The organism is Serratia sp. (in: enterobacteria) (assembly GCF_051654945.1).
In the GTDB taxonomy this organism is placed as follows: domain Bacteria; phylum Pseudomonadota; class Gammaproteobacteria; order Enterobacterales; family Enterobacteriaceae; genus Chania.
In genome coordinates, this window is sequence record NZ_JBOFZA010000085.1 from 127,701 (window position 1) to 144,237 (window position 16,537).

General features: G+C 57.6%; 9 protein-coding genes. 4 read left to right on the top strand and 5 right to left on the bottom strand.

Annotated elements, in window-relative coordinates; all coding sequences use genetic code 11:
• Window positions 1-219: 219 nt before the first annotated feature.
• The 4 genes from ACRDCA_RS19965 to ettA all read left to right on the top strand — a co-directional run bounded on the left by ACRDCA_RS19965 (window position 220) and on the right by ettA (window position 4,415).
• A complete protein-coding gene (locus ACRDCA_RS19965) occupies window positions 220-822 on the top strand; it encodes a YfiR family protein (RefSeq protein ID WP_438691103.1) in 603 nt (200 codons plus the stop codon).
• Complete coding sequence (locus ACRDCA_RS19970) at window positions 819-2,066, top strand: diguanylate cyclase domain-containing protein (RefSeq protein WP_438691104.1); 1,248 nt, start codon at window positions 819-821, stop codon at window positions 2,064-2,066. Before ACRDCA_RS19965 ends, ACRDCA_RS19970 begins: the two co-directional genes overlap by 4 nt.
• A gap of 41 nt (window positions 2,067-2,107) precedes the next feature.
• The gene (locus ACRDCA_RS19975; RefSeq protein WP_438691105.1) at window positions 2,108-2,605 is read left to right on the top strand and encodes an OmpA family protein; all 498 of its coding nucleotides are present in this window, start codon (window positions 2,108-2,110) and stop codon (window positions 2,603-2,605) included.
• A 142-nt stretch (window positions 2,606-2,747) separates the two neighbouring features.
• Window positions 2,748-4,415 (top strand): energy-dependent translational throttle protein EttA, encoded by a 1,668-nt coding sequence (gene ettA, locus ACRDCA_RS19980; RefSeq protein WP_438691106.1) that lies wholly within the window; start codon window positions 2,748-2,750, stop codon window positions 4,413-4,415.
• A gap of 12 nt (window positions 4,416-4,427) precedes the next feature.
• Here ettA and ACRDCA_RS19985 read toward each other — a convergent pair whose 3' ends face one another.
• From ACRDCA_RS19985 to ACRDCA_RS20005, 5 genes are read right to left on the bottom strand one after another with little or no spacing between them, the layout of a single operon-like run.
• Entirely contained in the window at window positions 4,428-5,552 is a 1,125-nt protein-coding gene (locus ACRDCA_RS19985; protein ID WP_438691107.1) for a cytochrome P450, read from the bottom strand.
• Window positions 5,545-6,486 (bottom strand): acyltransferase domain-containing protein, encoded by a 942-nt coding sequence (locus ACRDCA_RS19990; protein ID WP_438691108.1) that lies wholly within the window; start codon window positions 6,484-6,486, stop codon window positions 5,545-5,547. The genes ACRDCA_RS19985 and ACRDCA_RS19990 overlap by 8 nt, the downstream gene beginning before the upstream one ends.
• Window positions 6,483-7,355 carry a phytanoyl-CoA dioxygenase family protein gene (locus ACRDCA_RS19995; RefSeq protein WP_438691145.1) on the bottom strand — a complete coding sequence of 291 codons (873 nt, stop codon included), beginning with the start codon at window positions 7,353-7,355 and terminating at the stop codon, window positions 6,483-6,485. Before ACRDCA_RS19995 ends, ACRDCA_RS19990 begins: the two co-directional genes overlap by 4 nt.
• Window positions 7,355-8,323 carry a hypothetical protein gene (locus tag ACRDCA_RS20000; RefSeq protein WP_438691109.1) on the bottom strand — a complete coding sequence of 323 codons (969 nt, stop codon included), beginning with the start codon at window positions 8,321-8,323 and terminating at the stop codon, window positions 7,355-7,357. Before ACRDCA_RS20000 ends, ACRDCA_RS19995 begins: the two co-directional genes overlap by 1 nt.
• A 12-nt stretch (window positions 8,324-8,335) precedes the next feature.
• Window positions 8,336-16,525 carry an RHS repeat-associated core domain-containing protein gene (locus ACRDCA_RS20005; RefSeq protein ID WP_438691110.1) on the bottom strand — a complete coding sequence of 2,730 codons (8,190 nt, stop codon included), beginning with the start codon at window positions 16,523-16,525 and terminating at the stop codon, window positions 8,336-8,338.
• Between the last annotated feature and the right edge of the window lie 12 nt (window positions 16,526-16,537).

Genomic DNA, 16,537 nt, shown 5'->3' on the forward strand with positions numbered 1-16,537 from the left:
TCATACTGTCAAAAAAACCTAGGAAAAATCTTATAAAACCGCGCATAAAGCGCACAGCAAACATCTCTTATACTACAATCCGCAGCCAAGATGGTCAGGTAATGCTTTTCAGGTAGTGCGAGTGATTGTATGCGGCTAAGCTTTTTCCCTTTCGACTAGGCTCAATTACTCAGGATCAGACTGCCGTGCCACCAAGCCGGCCGTAGGCGGAAATGGCGGATGAAGATGTCGATAATGGCCAGATGGTTGGCAACCCGGATGCAGGGCTTACACTGTAACCCGATCCGATCGCGTCGCATTTTGCCGATCCTGCTATTGGTGATACTGACGTTGCCCAGCTTGGTCAAGGCAGATACGCAAGATCCCTACCAACAACGTATTCATGCCGTTACCACCATGGTGGTGGGGATCATCAGCTATGCGCGCTGGCCCGCCAAACCCGACCCGATCCGCTTATGCGTGACGGCATCTGCCGAGTATGCCGAAGGTCTGTTCGATCCGGTATTACTGACGGCAGCGCGGCCAATAAAAACCTTGCGGGTCGAGTTGGCAGACCCGCAATTGGGAACCAGCTGCGACGTGGTGTATTTGGGCGAAGTTAATACCGAGCAGAAACAAGATTTCATCCACCGGATCACGGGTCACTCGATCCTCAGCATCAGCGAAAAGGATATGGAATGTGCTGTTGGCAGTGCCTTTTGTTTGCAAATCAGCAACGATCAGACGGGTTTTAAAGTGAATCTGGATGCCCTGGCGCGCAGTGGCGTGCGTGTTCACCCTAACGTGCTGCAACTGGCGCGCAAAAAGGTGCCGCAGCTATGAGCCTGATATACCGCAAAGGTTCTACTCCTTCTCGCCCTACATTGGGCCAAGTCCTGCAACGGATGAACCTCGGGCTGGCGCTGATCGCCGTCGGCACCGCGGGGATCTTCCTGACGCTGGTGGCGCTGTTTGCCCTGCGCGCCTACGCCAACCATAACCTGCACCTGATCGCCCGCTCGATCAGTTATACCGTTGAAGCCGCCGTCGTGTTCGAGGATCGCCCCGCCGCTCGCGAAGCGCTGATGCTGATCGCCTCCAACGAAGAGGTTTCGGAAGCCAAAGTCCTGGATAAGCAAGGTGTCTCCCTGGCCAGTTGGACTCACTCAACGAATGGCGCATTACATGGCTTGGAGCAGTTTGTCGCCCACTGGGTTCTGCCGGAAGCGGTGGTGTGGCCCATCACCCATGAAGGCAATCAGATCGGGCTGGTCTGGTTGACCGGCAACGGCAACAGCCTGTTGAGATTCCTGCTGCGCGGCATGGTGGGTATGCTGGTCTGTCTGGCGCTCAGTACCCTGTGCGCCCTGGTGCTGTCCCGCAGAATGCTCAAGGGGATCGTGACCTCATTGGACGATATTGCCAACGTTGCCCACACGGTGCGGCGCGATCGATCTTTCGACCTACGCGTGCCTTCCGCCCCCATTGCCGAACTGCATGAACTGAGTTGCGACTTTAACTGCCTGCTCGATGAGATCGAGACCTGGCAAGCTCACCTGCAACAAGAGAATGATGCATTAACCCACCAGGCCACCCACGACAGCCTGACCGGGCTGCCAAACCGCGCCTTCTTTGAAAATCAGCTGGGTCGCTCACTGGCAGACCTCGAACACGATGAATATCTGGCGGTACTGTTTATCGACGGCAATCATTTCAAGGAAGTGAATGATAACCACGGCCATGCTGCCGGTGATACCGTATTGATCACCATCGCAGAACGGCTGCGTAGCAGATTGCGCAAACACGATCTGGTCGCTCGGATGGGTGGCGATGAGTTCGCCATTCTGCTGGCACCGCTCAACAACACCGACGATGTGTTACCGATCGCCGACAACATCATCGAGTGTATGCAGCAGCCTATTGTGTTGCACAATAAGGAAACCGTGATTGCCGCGCTGAGTATTGGCATCGCGTTTTATCCCGAACATGCCTCTACACCCCAGGATCTGCTTCACGAAGCGGATGATGCGATGTATCGGGCAAAACACTTGTCCCACGGAGGCTGGCGGTTAGCGATGCGCAAATAGCGCCAGCACCGAGTCTCAATTAACCATAAGAGAAAAAATCAATGTTACAGCAAAATTTTAAACGCTCATTTTCCCTACTGACGTTAATGTTTATCGCCTTGCTCACGCTGGCAGGCTGCCAGAGCAAACCGCAGGGGCTGACGGCAGCACAGATCGCCTTGCTGCAGGCTCAAGGGTTTAAACTGACCGATAACGGTTGGGAGTTCGGTTTTTCCGACAAAGTGCTGTTCGGTAACAACGTCGGCAAGTTAAGTCCTCAAAGCACCGAAATCGTCGAGAAGATGGGCCGCGCACTGCTGAGCGTAGACATCACGCAATTCCGCCTGGATGGGCACACCGATAACTACGGCGAAGACAGCTACAACGACCAGCTTTCTCTGCGCCGTGCCAACGCCGTGGCCGATGTACTGGCCGGTGTCGGTATTCCACGTGCCAGTATCACCACTCGTGGCATGGGTAAACGCCAGCCGGTGGCCAGTAACGCGACCTCCAGTGGTCGCGCCGAAAACCGCCGCGTGGCGATCGTCGTTACCCCCTGAGAAACGGCAAAGTTCACCTAATGGTGGGCAATAGCGGTTATACTTGGCGATCGTCGTAGGGGATCTGGGATCCGGTGCTGAAACGGGCTACACTCGTGCCGCCAGACATCCTACAAAAACTGATAGAGAGGCTCAGAGCACCGTGGCTCAATACGTCTATACCATGCACCGCGTCGGCAAAGTTGTGCCGCCGAAGCGTCATATTTTGAAGAACATCTCCCTGAGTTTCTTCCCTGGGGCCAAAATTGGCGTACTGGGCCTGAACGGCTCCGGTAAGTCTACCCTGCTGCGCATCATGGCCGGCATCGATACCGATATCGAAGGGGAAGCTCGCCCGCAGCCGGGCATCAAGATCGGCTATCTGCCGCAGGAACCGCAGCTCAACCTGGAGCACAGCGTTCGCGAGTCGGTAGAAGAAGCGATGGCCGAAGTGGTCGGTGCCCTGAAGCGCCTTGATGAAGTGTACGCACTGTACGCCGAAGAAGGGGCAGACTTCGACAAGCTGGCCGCTGAACAGGGTCGCCTGGAAGAGATCATTCAGGCTCACGATGGTCACAACCTCAATACCCAGTTAGAGCGTGCTGCCGATGCATTACGCCTGCCGGAGTGGGACGCGAAGATCGCCAACCTTTCAGGTGGTGAGCGCCGCCGCGTTGCGCTGTGCCGCCTGCTGCTGGAAAAACCAGACATGCTGCTGCTGGACGAACCGACCAACCACCTGGATGCCGAATCCGTGGCCTGGCTGGAACGCTTCCTGCACGACTTCGAAGGGACCGTAGTGGCCATCACCCACGACCGTTACTTCCTCGATAACGTGGCTGGCTGGATCCTCGAGCTGGACCGTGGCGAAGGCATTCCGTGGGAAGGTAACTACTCTTCCTGGCTGGAGCAGAAAGACGCTCGCCTGGCGCAAGAAGCCTCAACCGAAGCCGCTCGCCGCAAGTCGATCGAGAAAGAGCTGGAGTGGGTACGTCAGGGTGCCAAAGGCCGTCAGTCCAAGGGCAAAGCCCGTCTGGCACGCTTTGAAGAACTTAACAGCACCGAATACCAGAAACGTAACGAAACCAACGAACTGTTTATCCCACCGGGCACCCGCCTGGGCGATAAAGTGGTGGAAGTTACCAATCTGCGTAAATCCTACGGCGACCGCCTGCTGATTGAAGACCTGACCTTCTCGGTACCGAAAGGGGCCATCGTCGGTATCATCGGCCCGAACGGCGCGGGTAAATCCACGCTGTTCCGCATGATGTCCGGGCAGGAACAGCCTGACTCCGGCAGCATCGTGCTGGGCGATACCGTCAAGTTGGCCTCGGTCGATCAGTTCCGCGACAGCATGGACAACGCCAAAACCGTGTGGGAAGAGGTCTCCGGCGGCCAGGACATCATGCGCGTGGGCAACACCGAAATGCCAAGCCGTGCCTACGTTGGCCGCTTTAACTTTAAAGGCGTCGATCAGGGCAAACGCGTGGGCGAACTGTCCGGCGGTGAGCGTGGCCGTCTGCATCTGGCCAAGCTGCTGCAAGTTGGCGGTAACGTGCTGCTGCTCGATGAACCGACCAACGACCTGGATATCGAAACCCTGCGCGCGCTGGAAAACGCCCTGCTGGAGTTCCCGGGCTGTGCGATGGTGATCTCGCACGACCGTTGGTTCCTTGACCGTATTGCCACCCACATTCTGGACTACCAGGATGAAGGCAAGGTGGAGTTCTTCGAAGGTAACTTTACCGAATACGAAGAGTACAAAAAACGTACTCTGGGTGCCGATGCATTGGAACCTCGCCGTATCAAGTACAAGAAAGTCACCAAGTAAGCGTTACTTCAATTACCCGCCATCAGGCGGGTAATTGAACCACACATAAAGCCGCTCCGGCCCCCGCAACGCCAGCTGATTTGACCAGACCACGCTATCGCTCTCAACCAACAACGAATCGAAGTTATCGATCAGCGCCGTTAATATCTGTTTTGCCATCATGCGAGCAAGCAAAGCCCCTGGGCAACGGTGCACGCCGGCGCCAAATGCCAGCTCTGCTTTACGGGGGGTTCCTGGCTGTGTCTGTGCCTCATGGCGATTCGCCTCGCCGATCAGCAGCATCACCCGCTCGTTTTGCGGGATCGATATGCCGCCCAATAATACCGCCTGCGTGGTTTGCCTGATCGTCATCTGCAACGGTGAGTCACGCATCAGGCTCGCCTCCAGAACGGCTTCAACGCCCTGCGGATTGTCGCGTAAGGTGGCAAAGGTTGCCGGCATTGAGTGCAAAGCCAACAGCGTATTGCCGATCAGGTAGCCCAGAGTGTCGGCGCTTCCGCGTAGCAACGAAGCACACAGATCGATAGCCTGGGCAGGTTGGATCTCACCAAACTGATGGGCTCGCGATAGATCCGCCAGCAGCCCATGCGCCTCGTTATTACCTGCCGCCAGCACCGCCGCCCATATCTCCTTACCCGCCGTATCACGGGCAACGCCTTGATCCACCCGCGACCGATCGTCATTGCCTGGCGAGAATACGCTCATCCAGCGGGCAGTCTCGGCCTTAGCGACCGTTGCAGCCCCGAGCAGTTCTCTCATGACCATGATGAGGAGTGGCGTGCAGACTTTCTGGATCAATTCGACGCGTCCGGCGCTGCATAAGCTTGAGATGATTTTATTAAGCTCAGCCTGCGTCAGACGTTGATAGTCCTCCATTTGCACTTTACTAAGCGAACGTGAAAAGTGGCGACGTAGAGCAGAGTGGATTGGGGGATCGCTGGTCATCAACGCGTCTTCAAACGGCAATAAACCGCTGCTATGTGGGCAACGAGTAACCGATGCGCCCGTACCTAGGGCGATTGCACTAAATTGCCTGGCGTCGCACAATACCGCCATGATTTCTTCCCGGCGATTGACGATCCAAACCTGAAGGTGAGGATCATAATAAACCGCAGCGAGGTGATTGAGTTCAAACATAGCGACCCTTTAGCGCGATAAACTCTTCGAACGACGCCCATTGCCCACCCAGGGAGGGAATGGAATAACTCATCGTCGCCTCCGAACTGATTTCAACAAACTGTCTGGCCCCGGCCGCAATCAGCAATCGTGCCGCCGGCAGAAACTGCGCCGGCGAGCTAAACAAATGCCACCAATGGGCAACGGCAAAATCGGGCTGCGAGCCGGCCCAACGGCCCAGTGACGTAGACACGATCGGTAAGACTGGCACTGAAGTGGCGATAGCTCGCAAGCGGGTTTCAAACTCCTGCCGGCCCCGGGCAATCAGCGGAGTATGCACTCCCCAGGGAAAGGGTAGCAGCAGCGTATGAATGTTGGCTGCTGCCAGCACAGATTTGAACTCGCTGATCGCTGCCTGCTGGCCCGAAATAATGGTGAGTTTCTCCTCCATGACGCCACCAATGGCCAGATGAGCAGCAAAGGGCGTGAGGTGAGAACGGCATTGATCCTCACTGGCCCAGGCTAACATCATGCGTTGCAGTGACGCCTCACCCTGCATGAGACGCCCACCGTCTGCGGCAATACACAGCGCATCCCTCAGGCTAATGGCACCGGACACGTAGGCGCTCGACACCTCGCCCGCGCTCAAGCCGATCACGGCACAGGGGCCGATCCCCCGTTCACGTAACACGGCGACCATCGCAATTTGCAGCGCAACCACCAGGGGAAACGTCCGTGGCAAATCCAGGATGGTTTGGCCATGAGGCATCTTTAACAAGGTTTGCCGCAGCGACCAACCGAGGTGTTCGGCAAATACCTCATCCATCTCATGCAGCGCATGATCAAAAGCAGGCTCCCGGCAGGCCAGCGAGCGGGCATACTCACCCGTGATCGGCGTACAACCCGAGAAGGCAAAGACCACACCGTGACGGGTAATGCCTGTACTCGCGTTCATGATCCATCGCTTGCTGACGCAACATACTGAGCCTGATGGACTTTTTCCACCAGCACCTGGCGATGTTCCGCGGTCGGCACTGGCACATCCACCAGGATCCGCTGTGACGGATAGACCCCAGCAACGGGTGCCCCCACCTGGTAGCCGCTAAAAAATTCCTCATCCACCTGATAACGTTCAAAAACCCAGTGAATATCGCTCTGTGCCTGACGATCGTGACAATAGTGGAAGAGGGGTGCCGCCTGCGGGACGATGGAACAGCTGGCCGCCAGCCGGCTGGTTTGACCATGGTTAAGTTTGGAGGCATGCCACATCGCGTGCCCAAAAATCAGCGCCTGCCCTTTTTTCATCACCATCGGCCGCATTGCGCCCTCCAACTCGGCACCAAATGCGCCGATCCAAGGTGCTGGCCCAAAGGGTGCACGCGGATGGGTGGGGAAAAGGTGGCTCCCGGGCAACAGCCATAGACAACCGTTATGCTCATCCACATCCTCCAGTGCACACCAAACGTTCAACGATTGGAATTGCGTTTCGTCGACGAAGGTCCAGTCCTGATGCAGTGGCACCACACCACATTCAGGGACCGGACGTTTTTCCAGGAAGGCACCCGCCAGGCAGCGGTGAGGCTTAAAGAGCGTGGCCAACGCTGCCGCAAAGCGGGTTTTAATCGCGTTATCGACGGTTTGTCGGTAACCCGTATGCTGGCTGAACATACTGGCGATAAAGCCCATGGATACGCCGCTTTCCAGGCTGGCATACAACTCGGTCAACGCGTTCACTTCATCTTCGGCGAGAAAATCCACCAGCAAATAGCCCGTCTGATGGAAAGCCCGCGCCTTATCCTGATTTAAAAACAGATTTAACGTCATCACATGTGCCCCTGCCGATAGCGCCCGAAAGCTTCCAGACATAGCGAAGTGGTCAGCTCCTCCGATCCCCAATACACGCCATGCGGCGTTGGCGGCTCCGGCCCCGCATAAAAGGCAATGCGTTCAAATCCGCCATCCTGTTGCTGACACGCCAGCAGGTACCTGATGCCAGCCAACCAGCCCGGAGCCTCAAGCGCGCCAAACGCGGCCAACGTGCATACCGCCAGCGCGGTCGTCATCGCATCCCCCCAGCCAGCGCCGTCGGTGTGACGGTGTGCCTCCAGCCGTTGCAAGATAACCGAACGGCAATCACCCAAACTGGTGACTCCGCTGTCATAAGCGCGGGCAATGGCATAGTACAAAGCAAAAGGTGAGACGTAATAATGGCTGCCATGAGTCTCCGGCTGTTGGTTGATCAGCCTGACCAGTGCCGCGCTGGCCGCTGCGGTTTCTGGCCTGTCCCCCAGATACAGCAGCACGTTGGCGTTAACCACGTAGTCGATATCATTGGGCTGCCCCACAGTGCGTAGCCAGGTTTTAAACAGGCCGTCGTCATGCCGATTGGCCAGGATCGCTTGCTGATTGGCGAGCACAACCGGCTGATTTGGCAAGGTAGCGCGCAACACATAGGACGCGCAGCAGGTATCATCGAGGTCGGGTTCAATCACTAGCCCCGTTCGTGAAGTCCAATAGCGCCACAGCCCGGCCCCCTCCATGGCCTCCAGCAAAAACCTCGCCGCCTTTTCGCGCATTGTCGCCGCTAAAGGGTGCTCGACAAACGCCAGGGCATGCAGGGCAAAGGTGGTCGCAAACGGCGACGAATCCAGCCAATTGGTCCCCTCCAATTGCGGATTGAAATAGCGGTAAGCCGCGATCTCGCCGTAGTCCTGTTGACGTTGTGCAACAAAGTGTAGCGCCTTATCGATACCGGCATTCAGCAGTGCGGGTGCGGAGTCATCGGTGTGCATTGAATATTACCCTCACATAAACAGCGATACGGGAATATGCCCGGCTGGCAATTGGGCTACGTTGCGCCACCCATTGCCTGCACCTCCCGACACGTGAAATGCGCCGGTATCGAGCAACAGACGCTTGGGCGCTCCACCGCCTCCGGCAATTGACAGGAATTCGACCTTCGCCGTCCAGTTGCTGCGGCTGACGCTTCCCAGAGGCGCTCCGGTATCTGGCGAATGCAGGCGGAAAGTCCAATTCTGACCATTGGTATCCATAAATTGGTACTTGTAGCCGACTCGGATCCTCGCGGTGGGTGCCCAGGTATTCGGTGTGCCTCTGGGGATCTTACCCATAAATTCACCGTAACGAATAAAGCCCTTGGCACCGACGCTCTCCATAGCCGCAGCGTCAGTGGCAAGCGTATTTCCTACCGCTCCGCCGCGCGGTACGCCAGTACGGAAGTGCGCACCGACGCCACCAACCAGCCCGCCGAGTGCCCCGCCAATCAGCACCGCCGCCAGCATGCCATCTCCCAAGCTTCGGCCTTCAATGGCATTGGCGGTAAGCTGCCCGGCGGCACCGCCCGCCGCCCCGCCCACGGCACCACTCACCGCACCCACGGCGACGCTTTGCGCCGCATAGCCCAGAGCGACCGCTCCGGCGCTAGCGGCAGCACCGGCGGCAAAGCCTACCGCTCCTGCAACCGCTCCGGTGAGCGCGCCCAGACCAACGGCTTTGCCAAAGTCTCCCCATTTGAAATCCCCTTTGTGGGTGGCGGCGTAGCTCACTGCCCCCGACACCGCACCGACGATCAGGCCAATCAAGGCGGCAATCCCCAGCGCAGCCAGGAAGGCAATTTCGCCGTTGGGATCGACCATGATCAACGGTTCATTGCCCGCATAGAGATAGGGGCTGGCGAACTGGTGTTTAGGATCGGTGGAGATGAAGCGGCCCAGCAGCGGATCGTAGAGACGCGCACGGAAATCATAGAGCCCGCTTTCGTCTAGCTCGCGTCCGGCAAACAGATAAGCAGTGATGCCAGGGTTGGTCCCCAGGGCGCTACCGTTCATCTGACCAAACGGCAGGAAATCGTAGCCGCCAACCAGATCGCCCTGAGCATCGACGATCGCCCGGATCGAGCCGATACGATCGGTGGCAACAAAGTACGGTGTATTATTGACGCGGATTTGCAGCAAGCCTTGCGGGCCACGCACAAATTCAACCGTGGTCGCGCCGGTGATTTCCACCAGGCTATCATCCCCCGCACCACGCAGATACTGTTTTACCGTTGCGGCTCCTCCTGCTGGCGTAACGGTTTTTTGTAGACGTCGCCCCTGGAAACCATAACGCAAGGCAAGCGTGGTCTGGCTGGCCGCCGTGCCACCGACCACAATCGATAAGGCACGCTTTCTAAAACCATCCCAACTCAGGCTGAGGTTTTGCGCGGGTGTGCTGCTATTGGTGCGGGCAGACAGGGCTCCCAGCGGGTTGTACGTATAGAGCGTACTGCCACTTGCGTCGGTACGGCTTTGTACGCGGTCACAGGTTGCTGCGGTATAGGCGATTTGTGATGCGCCCATTTGCACGGTATTACCATTGGTATCATAACCAAATGGCAGTGATCCTGAGCCATAGTCGACGCTGGCGAGTCGCCCTTGAGGATCCAGCCCATAGGTCGCAATCAGCTCGCTCCGACTGGCGCGAGGCGCGGTAATAATTTGGGTTGGGGCACCGCTGTAATAGCCAGGAGCACCCTCGTCCCACGGCGCATACATGGTCATTTCCGAGAATTGTGTACCCGCATCGTCGGATTGCCATCCCGGGGATTCATAGCTCAGCAGACGGACCGCCCCGACCAGATTACCCGCGTCGTCGTAGCTTGCCTCAGAAGCCAGCTCACCATTGGCGTTATAGGTATAGGCTGCACACGGATTGGCCCCTAAAGATATGCCTACCGTCCGCCCCAACAGGTCATTCTGATAATTCACCACCAGCCCCGTTGGATAGGTAATTTCGCTGACGGCAGACAGGTTATCGTAAAGGTAGCCGGTGGTTTTTACGCTGGCAGCCCCGGCGATACTCAATTGGTGCTGGGAAATAGCTCCGCGATCGTCATACAACAGGGTTTCCGTGGCGCTGAATGCATCTGCCGGGGAGGCCGGAGACACCACCTGATTGCTGTTGATCGTCTGGGTGACGTTCCCTAACGCCGCAAGTGACAGCGGCCCCTCAGATGCGGGAGTGAAATCATAGGTATAAAGCACCGACGGATTGGCCGATGGAAAGGTGGGATCAGCGGCATTAGCAACGATACTTTGCGGCCAACCGGCCACCACCGCGCTAGTCACCGCAGCACACCCCTCCTCGATCACGCGCGAGAGAACGTCGTATTTCCAATAGCGAATATAGGGCGCAGCGGCGGTGGCACCGATGGCGTCGAGCTGGAAGCGCAGCCGATGAAGTGAGTCATAGACCAGTTGCGATTGCCCCTCATTGGCCAACATCATATTGACCGGTTTACCGGTAAAATCGTAACTATAGCTATCGCCCCATCCCATTGGCGTAATGGTTTGCACCGGATTGCCGGAGGTGTCGAAGTAGTTGTAGCTGGTCCCCCAGACCGGAGTGACATTGGCTGGCGTGGTCAAGATGGCGGTCAGCACGGTTTGCTGATGGAGATCCTCAATCTTGAGGCTGGTGACACCGTCAGGATCGACCATGGTCGTTCGCAGGAATTTCCCTGCCGCCAGGGTAAAGCTGGCGTCGTTCAGTCCGTAACAGTAGCGGGTAGTGTGATTGTGCGCGCAGCCCGCAACGATGGCGTACTCCATGCCAGGCAAGCCAACTTCGACCTGCCGCCCCATCGGTGAATCTTCAAATCGGGTACGCGAATACGGATAGCCGCCAGCATCAGGATTGGCGCTAACAACCAGGCCGGACATCTGTTCAGCTGCCCAATCGAACTGGGCCAAATCGGCTATATAGCCCCCCCAACCTGCCGCTACCGAGGTCACATCGGCAAATAGCGTATCGATCGCGCCTCGCCCCAAATGGTCATAGAGCGTGGCATGCGCCGTAAGTTTACTGCCGTCAAACAGTTGCTCCTGCTGCGCGCGTCCGAGTCCGTCGAGGTATTGGATCTGCACCGCTGGCTGGGAGAAAAACACCGTGTTATCAAAGGAAATAGCATCGGTCGCAAACAGGGCCAGGCCAGGAGGAATGGCGACTGGAGAGTCATAACTTAACACCAGACCGCCGTCGGCGTAGAACGCCAGGGTCTGGCCCATGACCAACAGTAGCCAATCACGCGGCAATACGCTGACGCTAATCTGACTGGCGGCCGCTGAAGCCTGGTTCAGGTAGTACACCGTACCACTGCCTGCGTCGGTGATGCTAAAGCTGGCACCGGTTTGCAGCACCGTCACCGTGGAATTGGCCGCCAGTGGCAGGCCCGCCAGCGGGAAGCTGGTAAGGAAATCGGCTGGCAGAGTCGCGGCATTCAGTGGGGCTAAATAGCTCGTACTGGCCACCTCCAACAGAGTACGTATCGGTGCGGTAGACAGCGGGCCTGAGGTGTCCGATAGCACCCAGGTCGCGGTCAGTGGGCTCCAGGTCAGCGCAAGAGATGAACCAAAACCCAGGCCGACAGGGGCAGACAGCGCAGTGCCAGGCGTAGCCCGCAATGCCGCACCAAAGGTTGCTCCCGCGGCCACGTTGGGGTAACCGTTGAAGGCAATTTGGGCCAACGCGGTGCCCACATGATTGAGTTTGCCACCGGCAAGCGTCCATGCGTCAGGCGTGGGTGTTTGCCATCCCGCATTGATCACGTTGCCAGCGTTGAAACTTTGATAGAAGGCATAATCACGCGGGGCCAGCGTCAACAGGCTATTTAAATCGCTGACGGCCAAACTCCCGCTATTTCCCCTGCGAGACAGGTAGGCTGCCTTGATCTCGACCGGCGCGTTGTTCGCCTGCACGCTGACGCTGGTCTCGGCAAAATCACCCAACACGGACTGGCGGATCATGCCGGTCGCGTCCATTGAGGCGATTTGCGTGAGCAATACCGGGTCATAGACCTTGGAAGAAAAGGCGGTCAGGGCCGGTGAAAAACGAATGTCATCAACCTTCAGCGTCACGTTCTTGCTATTGCTCAACGAGAGCGTCAAAGGCTGCGCACTGGCATTGGCTGGCACATTGGCTGTCAATGCCAGCAGTTGCCATTGCCCGCCGGTATCGGGCACCGCGACGCTGGCAAGGGAGTCAATCTGCAAGCTGGCACTGCCCGCCGCCGAGCCGAAACCGCTGGCAGTCTTGATCCAGCACGAGAAGATATAGGTTTGCCCTTGGGTTTCCACCACGTTAAGCGTGGTGGCGAGCGGTGAAGAGTTCGTCACTCCGGAGCCTGGCATCACCACCGCATTGGAGCCGGAACTGGCATCCCCCGCGACAATGGCGGCCATTAGCGCAGAGGCAGAACCAGCGAGCGTCCACGCCCCCAGGTTTTCATAGGATTCAAAACCCAGGTAAGTCGCTTGTTGCCCAACCACGCTGGCATTGCCAAATGAAGCCACCACGAAACGCCCAGCCCGATCGAGAACGACGGATTGCGCCAACTGGTTGGCATCTATCAGTTCCAGGACATCCCCGCTCGCATCGCGGGCATTGACCTGGCTGGTGAGTTGCCAGGCCGAGGAGGCGGGCAACGTGGTATTGGCCCAGTCACTGGCGACTAAAACCGAGGTAGCTGCCAGCGCCTGGAAACTGCGGTACGGCCCCCAGGCACCCGAAGGACTCCAACTCTGCCAGGTCACCGCCTGGATAGCCGTGATGCTGCCGTCGGCCGTCGACGTGGTCATGACCGAGGGCGTGAGGGTATGGATAGCGGCTGAGGCAAGCGCAGGATACTGTTCGTAAGCGTAGACAAAAGCGTCCTGATAGGTTTGCAGCGCGCCCGTTTTGGCATCAATATTCTGGCTTTGCCGGGTTCTGGGCTGCCCGTTAGCCTCGTTGTAAGTCAGGGTGGTCGTCGATACCAACGGCGGTTGCGCGGGCAACGCCATGGGTGTGACATCGTAAAAGGTTTCACTGCTTGATATCACACGCGAGTAGCTGCCAATTAACGGCACCGGATCGCCGCTGACGGCGTCGACAACCGTTTGCACGGTTTGATAGACGCTGGCGGATTGCGCCACCAGCGTACCGTGGTTATCGCGCGCCTCGCTCTTCCACAAGGTACCGCTCAGGGTGGAATAGAGCAGATCTGCTGGCGCGTTGGCACTGTCCATGCCGTTGTAAAAATAGTTGGTGGTAGTGCCATGAGGCGTCGCCGTAATGGTGTCACTTCCCACAATCGCAATCACTTTGTCGTATTGGCTCGCCAAACCATATGGCCCCACCGTGCCATTGCCCTGGCTGTAGTCAAATGCCACGGCTTGTTGGCCCCCCAGACCATCCAGGGCAACCACAGCCGTGACGGCAAAGTTGCTGACGGCACCGCCGACCTGTTGATCCAGCACGCGGTGCAGGGTGAACTGGCTGGCGTTATCCAACGTGGCACCGACAAAACTCACAAAGGATTGCGGCCCAACCAGCCACATTCCGGGTGCATTGCTGCCGTCAACACCCGGAAGGACAAACGCCTTCCCGGTGGTAATAGCCACCGGAACAGGTTCAACCACATTGTTTTTGACCAGCAACACGTAGCTGCTGCCGTCGCTTTGGGCGTAAGCCAGATAGCCGTTGGTCGCCTGATTCGCCACCACCACAGCATCCCCCAACATCGGGCCAAGATTTTGCAGCGAGCCGTCGTTGAGCTGCTGAAACAGCGTATTGCGCACGCTGATAATATTGCCGTTGGCGGTGGGTGCCGTCGGCCCCTGATCCCCTACCGACGGGGAGAGCGTAGTAAACTGGCCCAGTGAGGGGTTAAAGGCCGCGACGCAGTTTTGCGCCCCGCTCACCCCGACGGCCAAATCCCCTGCGTAGGTAAAGTTGGCAACCGCGCTGCCCTGATTGAAATTGCCCATCGAGGTGGTGATCCAATCGACACCATCAAAACGGCTCAGGTTAGCGGCATTACCGACCAGGGTTGGAGTGGCAATGGCGGTAAGCACCGGCTCGACGGTGTTGAGGGGGATATTCACCCCCGGAACCGTCTGCGGCGCCCCGCTGACAACGAAATGGCTGTCCCAGGAATAGGTGTTGGACAGATAGTTAAAGGTTTTTGCCGCGGTATCAACCGAGGTGATAAACGTCGCCACGGCCACGGTTTGTGAACTGGTGAGGGAGAGTTTGGGGTATTTACTGTCCCAGAAATAGTTCTGGATATTGTCCAGCACCGTCGGGGTAGCGCACCAGATGAGCGTGGCAAGATCGAGATAATAGAGCGACAGAACCAACGGCTGGCCGGGTTGATATTGGCACAGCGTGAAGAAGTCGACGCCCGCATTAAGCACCCACTCACCGGCCGATCCGGTCGGCACGTAGTAATTCGACGCGGTCCATACCTTGCCGCGTGGATCCCAGGTCCAGAGGTTGATCGTCGATTGTCCCGCCACCGCAGACACCACGAAACTGTTACCCACGCCAAGCTGATAGGTCCCAGCCGCCCCCACCGTAGGTAACGACAGTGCGGTACTTTGCCATTCGCCATAGCGCCCAAACACCCGGTGCACTGCCCAGGCATTGACCACCCCGTTAGCCTGCGCGCCGGTCACGCTGACCGCGAAGCAGTCCTCGCCAAAATTCACCTGTAACGTCGTCAAATCGGCATTGAATGGCAGGTTGGCCTGGATCGGTTGGGAACTCAGCCATTGCCCATTCCACTCATAAATCGTAACGGTAAGCTGGCTGGATGCGGGCTGGTTGTAACCGACCAGCACGATGCAATCTGCACCGGGGAAAAAGCGTAACTGCCCGGAGACCCAGCACGGTTCGCTGGCGGTGATGGTTAAATCCAGTGCGGTCCCCGGAATGGCTTGCCGATCGTAGTGGTAGTTGATCGTGCCACCGCTGGCCTGCGTCATGGTTTTAAGCGCCCCGCGATGCACATCTCCGGCCGTTTCCTCACCGGTATAATAATCAAATTTAGGGCCTGGCATCAGCTTACCGCTAGCGCTGACCGCCGTAATAGTGCGCAGATAGCGTTTGTAGAGGTAGGCTTGGTCACCGGGGATGGTCGAGGTATCTGCCAGTAAATCGACGCTATAGCCAAAACGTAAGCTGGTGATCACGCTGGTGACATTGTCTTGAGTTTGCGTGACCGTGATATTGTCGAGAAAGCGCGTCTCAAAACGGTCCTGGTAGGGCCAGGGGCCACTGCCTTGCAGGCTGTGCGGCGGCTCATATTCACGGATCATCACGCCGTTTTGATTGGGGGCCAGATCGTAGATTTTCGGCAGATAATTAAACGTTATGGTACGGCCAGTAGGATCGGCGATGGTCTGTAAATAGCTCGCGCGCGTGTAGGCCAGGCCGCCGGCACCGCCGATCTCGATCTCATCATCGGCAAAGGCGGAATAGGTGTAGATAATTTCATCGCCCCAGGCATTCACCACCTTGGCCAGATTCCAGGCAATGGTAAAACTCTCCTGCCCCTGGGTTCGAGAGCTGGCACCGGTCCAATTTCCCGTCACTCCACCCCATTTTATCGCCGTGCGCAACGCGTTCGGGCTATCGCCATTGGCAACGTCTGCACCGTAAATACGTGTCGAGCCGTCCGCTTCGATCAGGGTCCAAAGCTGTTTGGCTGGCGAGTAGGAAATCAGCTGAAAGTGGAAAGACTCAAGCTCGAAGGTCCACAGTTCTTCAGCCGTACCCACTGCGGATTGGCCCGTCGACCACAAACGGCTGCGGCCGCCTTCCGAATTGGCTAGATAATAGCTGTCGTCGTTCGGCGATCCCGAACCTTGAAAATCCAGCAGGATCATCTCAAACGGCAGGCTCCATCCCAACCCCACAATCCCCGTTGGCGCGGCCTGGTTAATGGTACCCACCGCCTGCTCAACGGCACTGCCGTAGCTCAGCGCGATCGTGGTTTTAAGCCCGCCGCGATTTTCCAGCGAGAGCAGATTCAACGGAAAGATCACATCACCACGAAACAGGTTCACCGAGTCGGCAGCACTCGCCCCCTCTGCGCCCATCTGAAACATCTTGAGATCGGGTGTCGTAGACTGTTGTTGCGCCGTGACTGGATTGCCTGAGGTAGTGATGCTCATGAAAGCCCCCTA

Coding starts and splice junctions, on each gene's coding strand:
- ACRDCA_RS19965 (WP_438691103.1), top strand. CDS start 220: ATGAAGATGTCGATAATGGCCAGATGGTTGGCAACCCGGATGCAGGGC.
- ACRDCA_RS19970 (WP_438691104.1), top strand. CDS start 819: ATGAGCCTGATATACCGCAAAGGTTCTACTCCTTCTCGCCCTACATTG.
- ACRDCA_RS19975 (WP_438691105.1), top strand. CDS start 2,108: ATGTTACAGCAAAATTTTAAACGCTCATTTTCCCTACTGACGTTAATG.
- ACRDCA_RS19985 (WP_438691107.1), bottom strand. CDS start 5,552: ATGTTTGAACTCAATCACCTCGCTGCGGTTTATTATGATCCTCACCTT.
- ACRDCA_RS19990 (WP_438691108.1), bottom strand. CDS start 6,486: ATGAACGCGAGTACAGGCATTACCCGTCACGGTGTGGTCTTTGCCTTC.
- ACRDCA_RS19995 (WP_438691145.1), bottom strand. CDS start 7,355: ATGACGTTAAATCTGTTTTTAAATCAGGATAAGGCGCGGGCTTTCCAT.
- ACRDCA_RS20000 (WP_438691109.1), bottom strand. CDS start 8,323: ATGCACACCGATGACTCCGCACCCGCACTGCTGAATGCCGGTATCGAT.
- ACRDCA_RS20005 (WP_438691110.1), bottom strand. CDS start 16,525: ATGAGCATCACTACCTCAGGCAATCCAGTCACGGCGCAACAACAGTCT.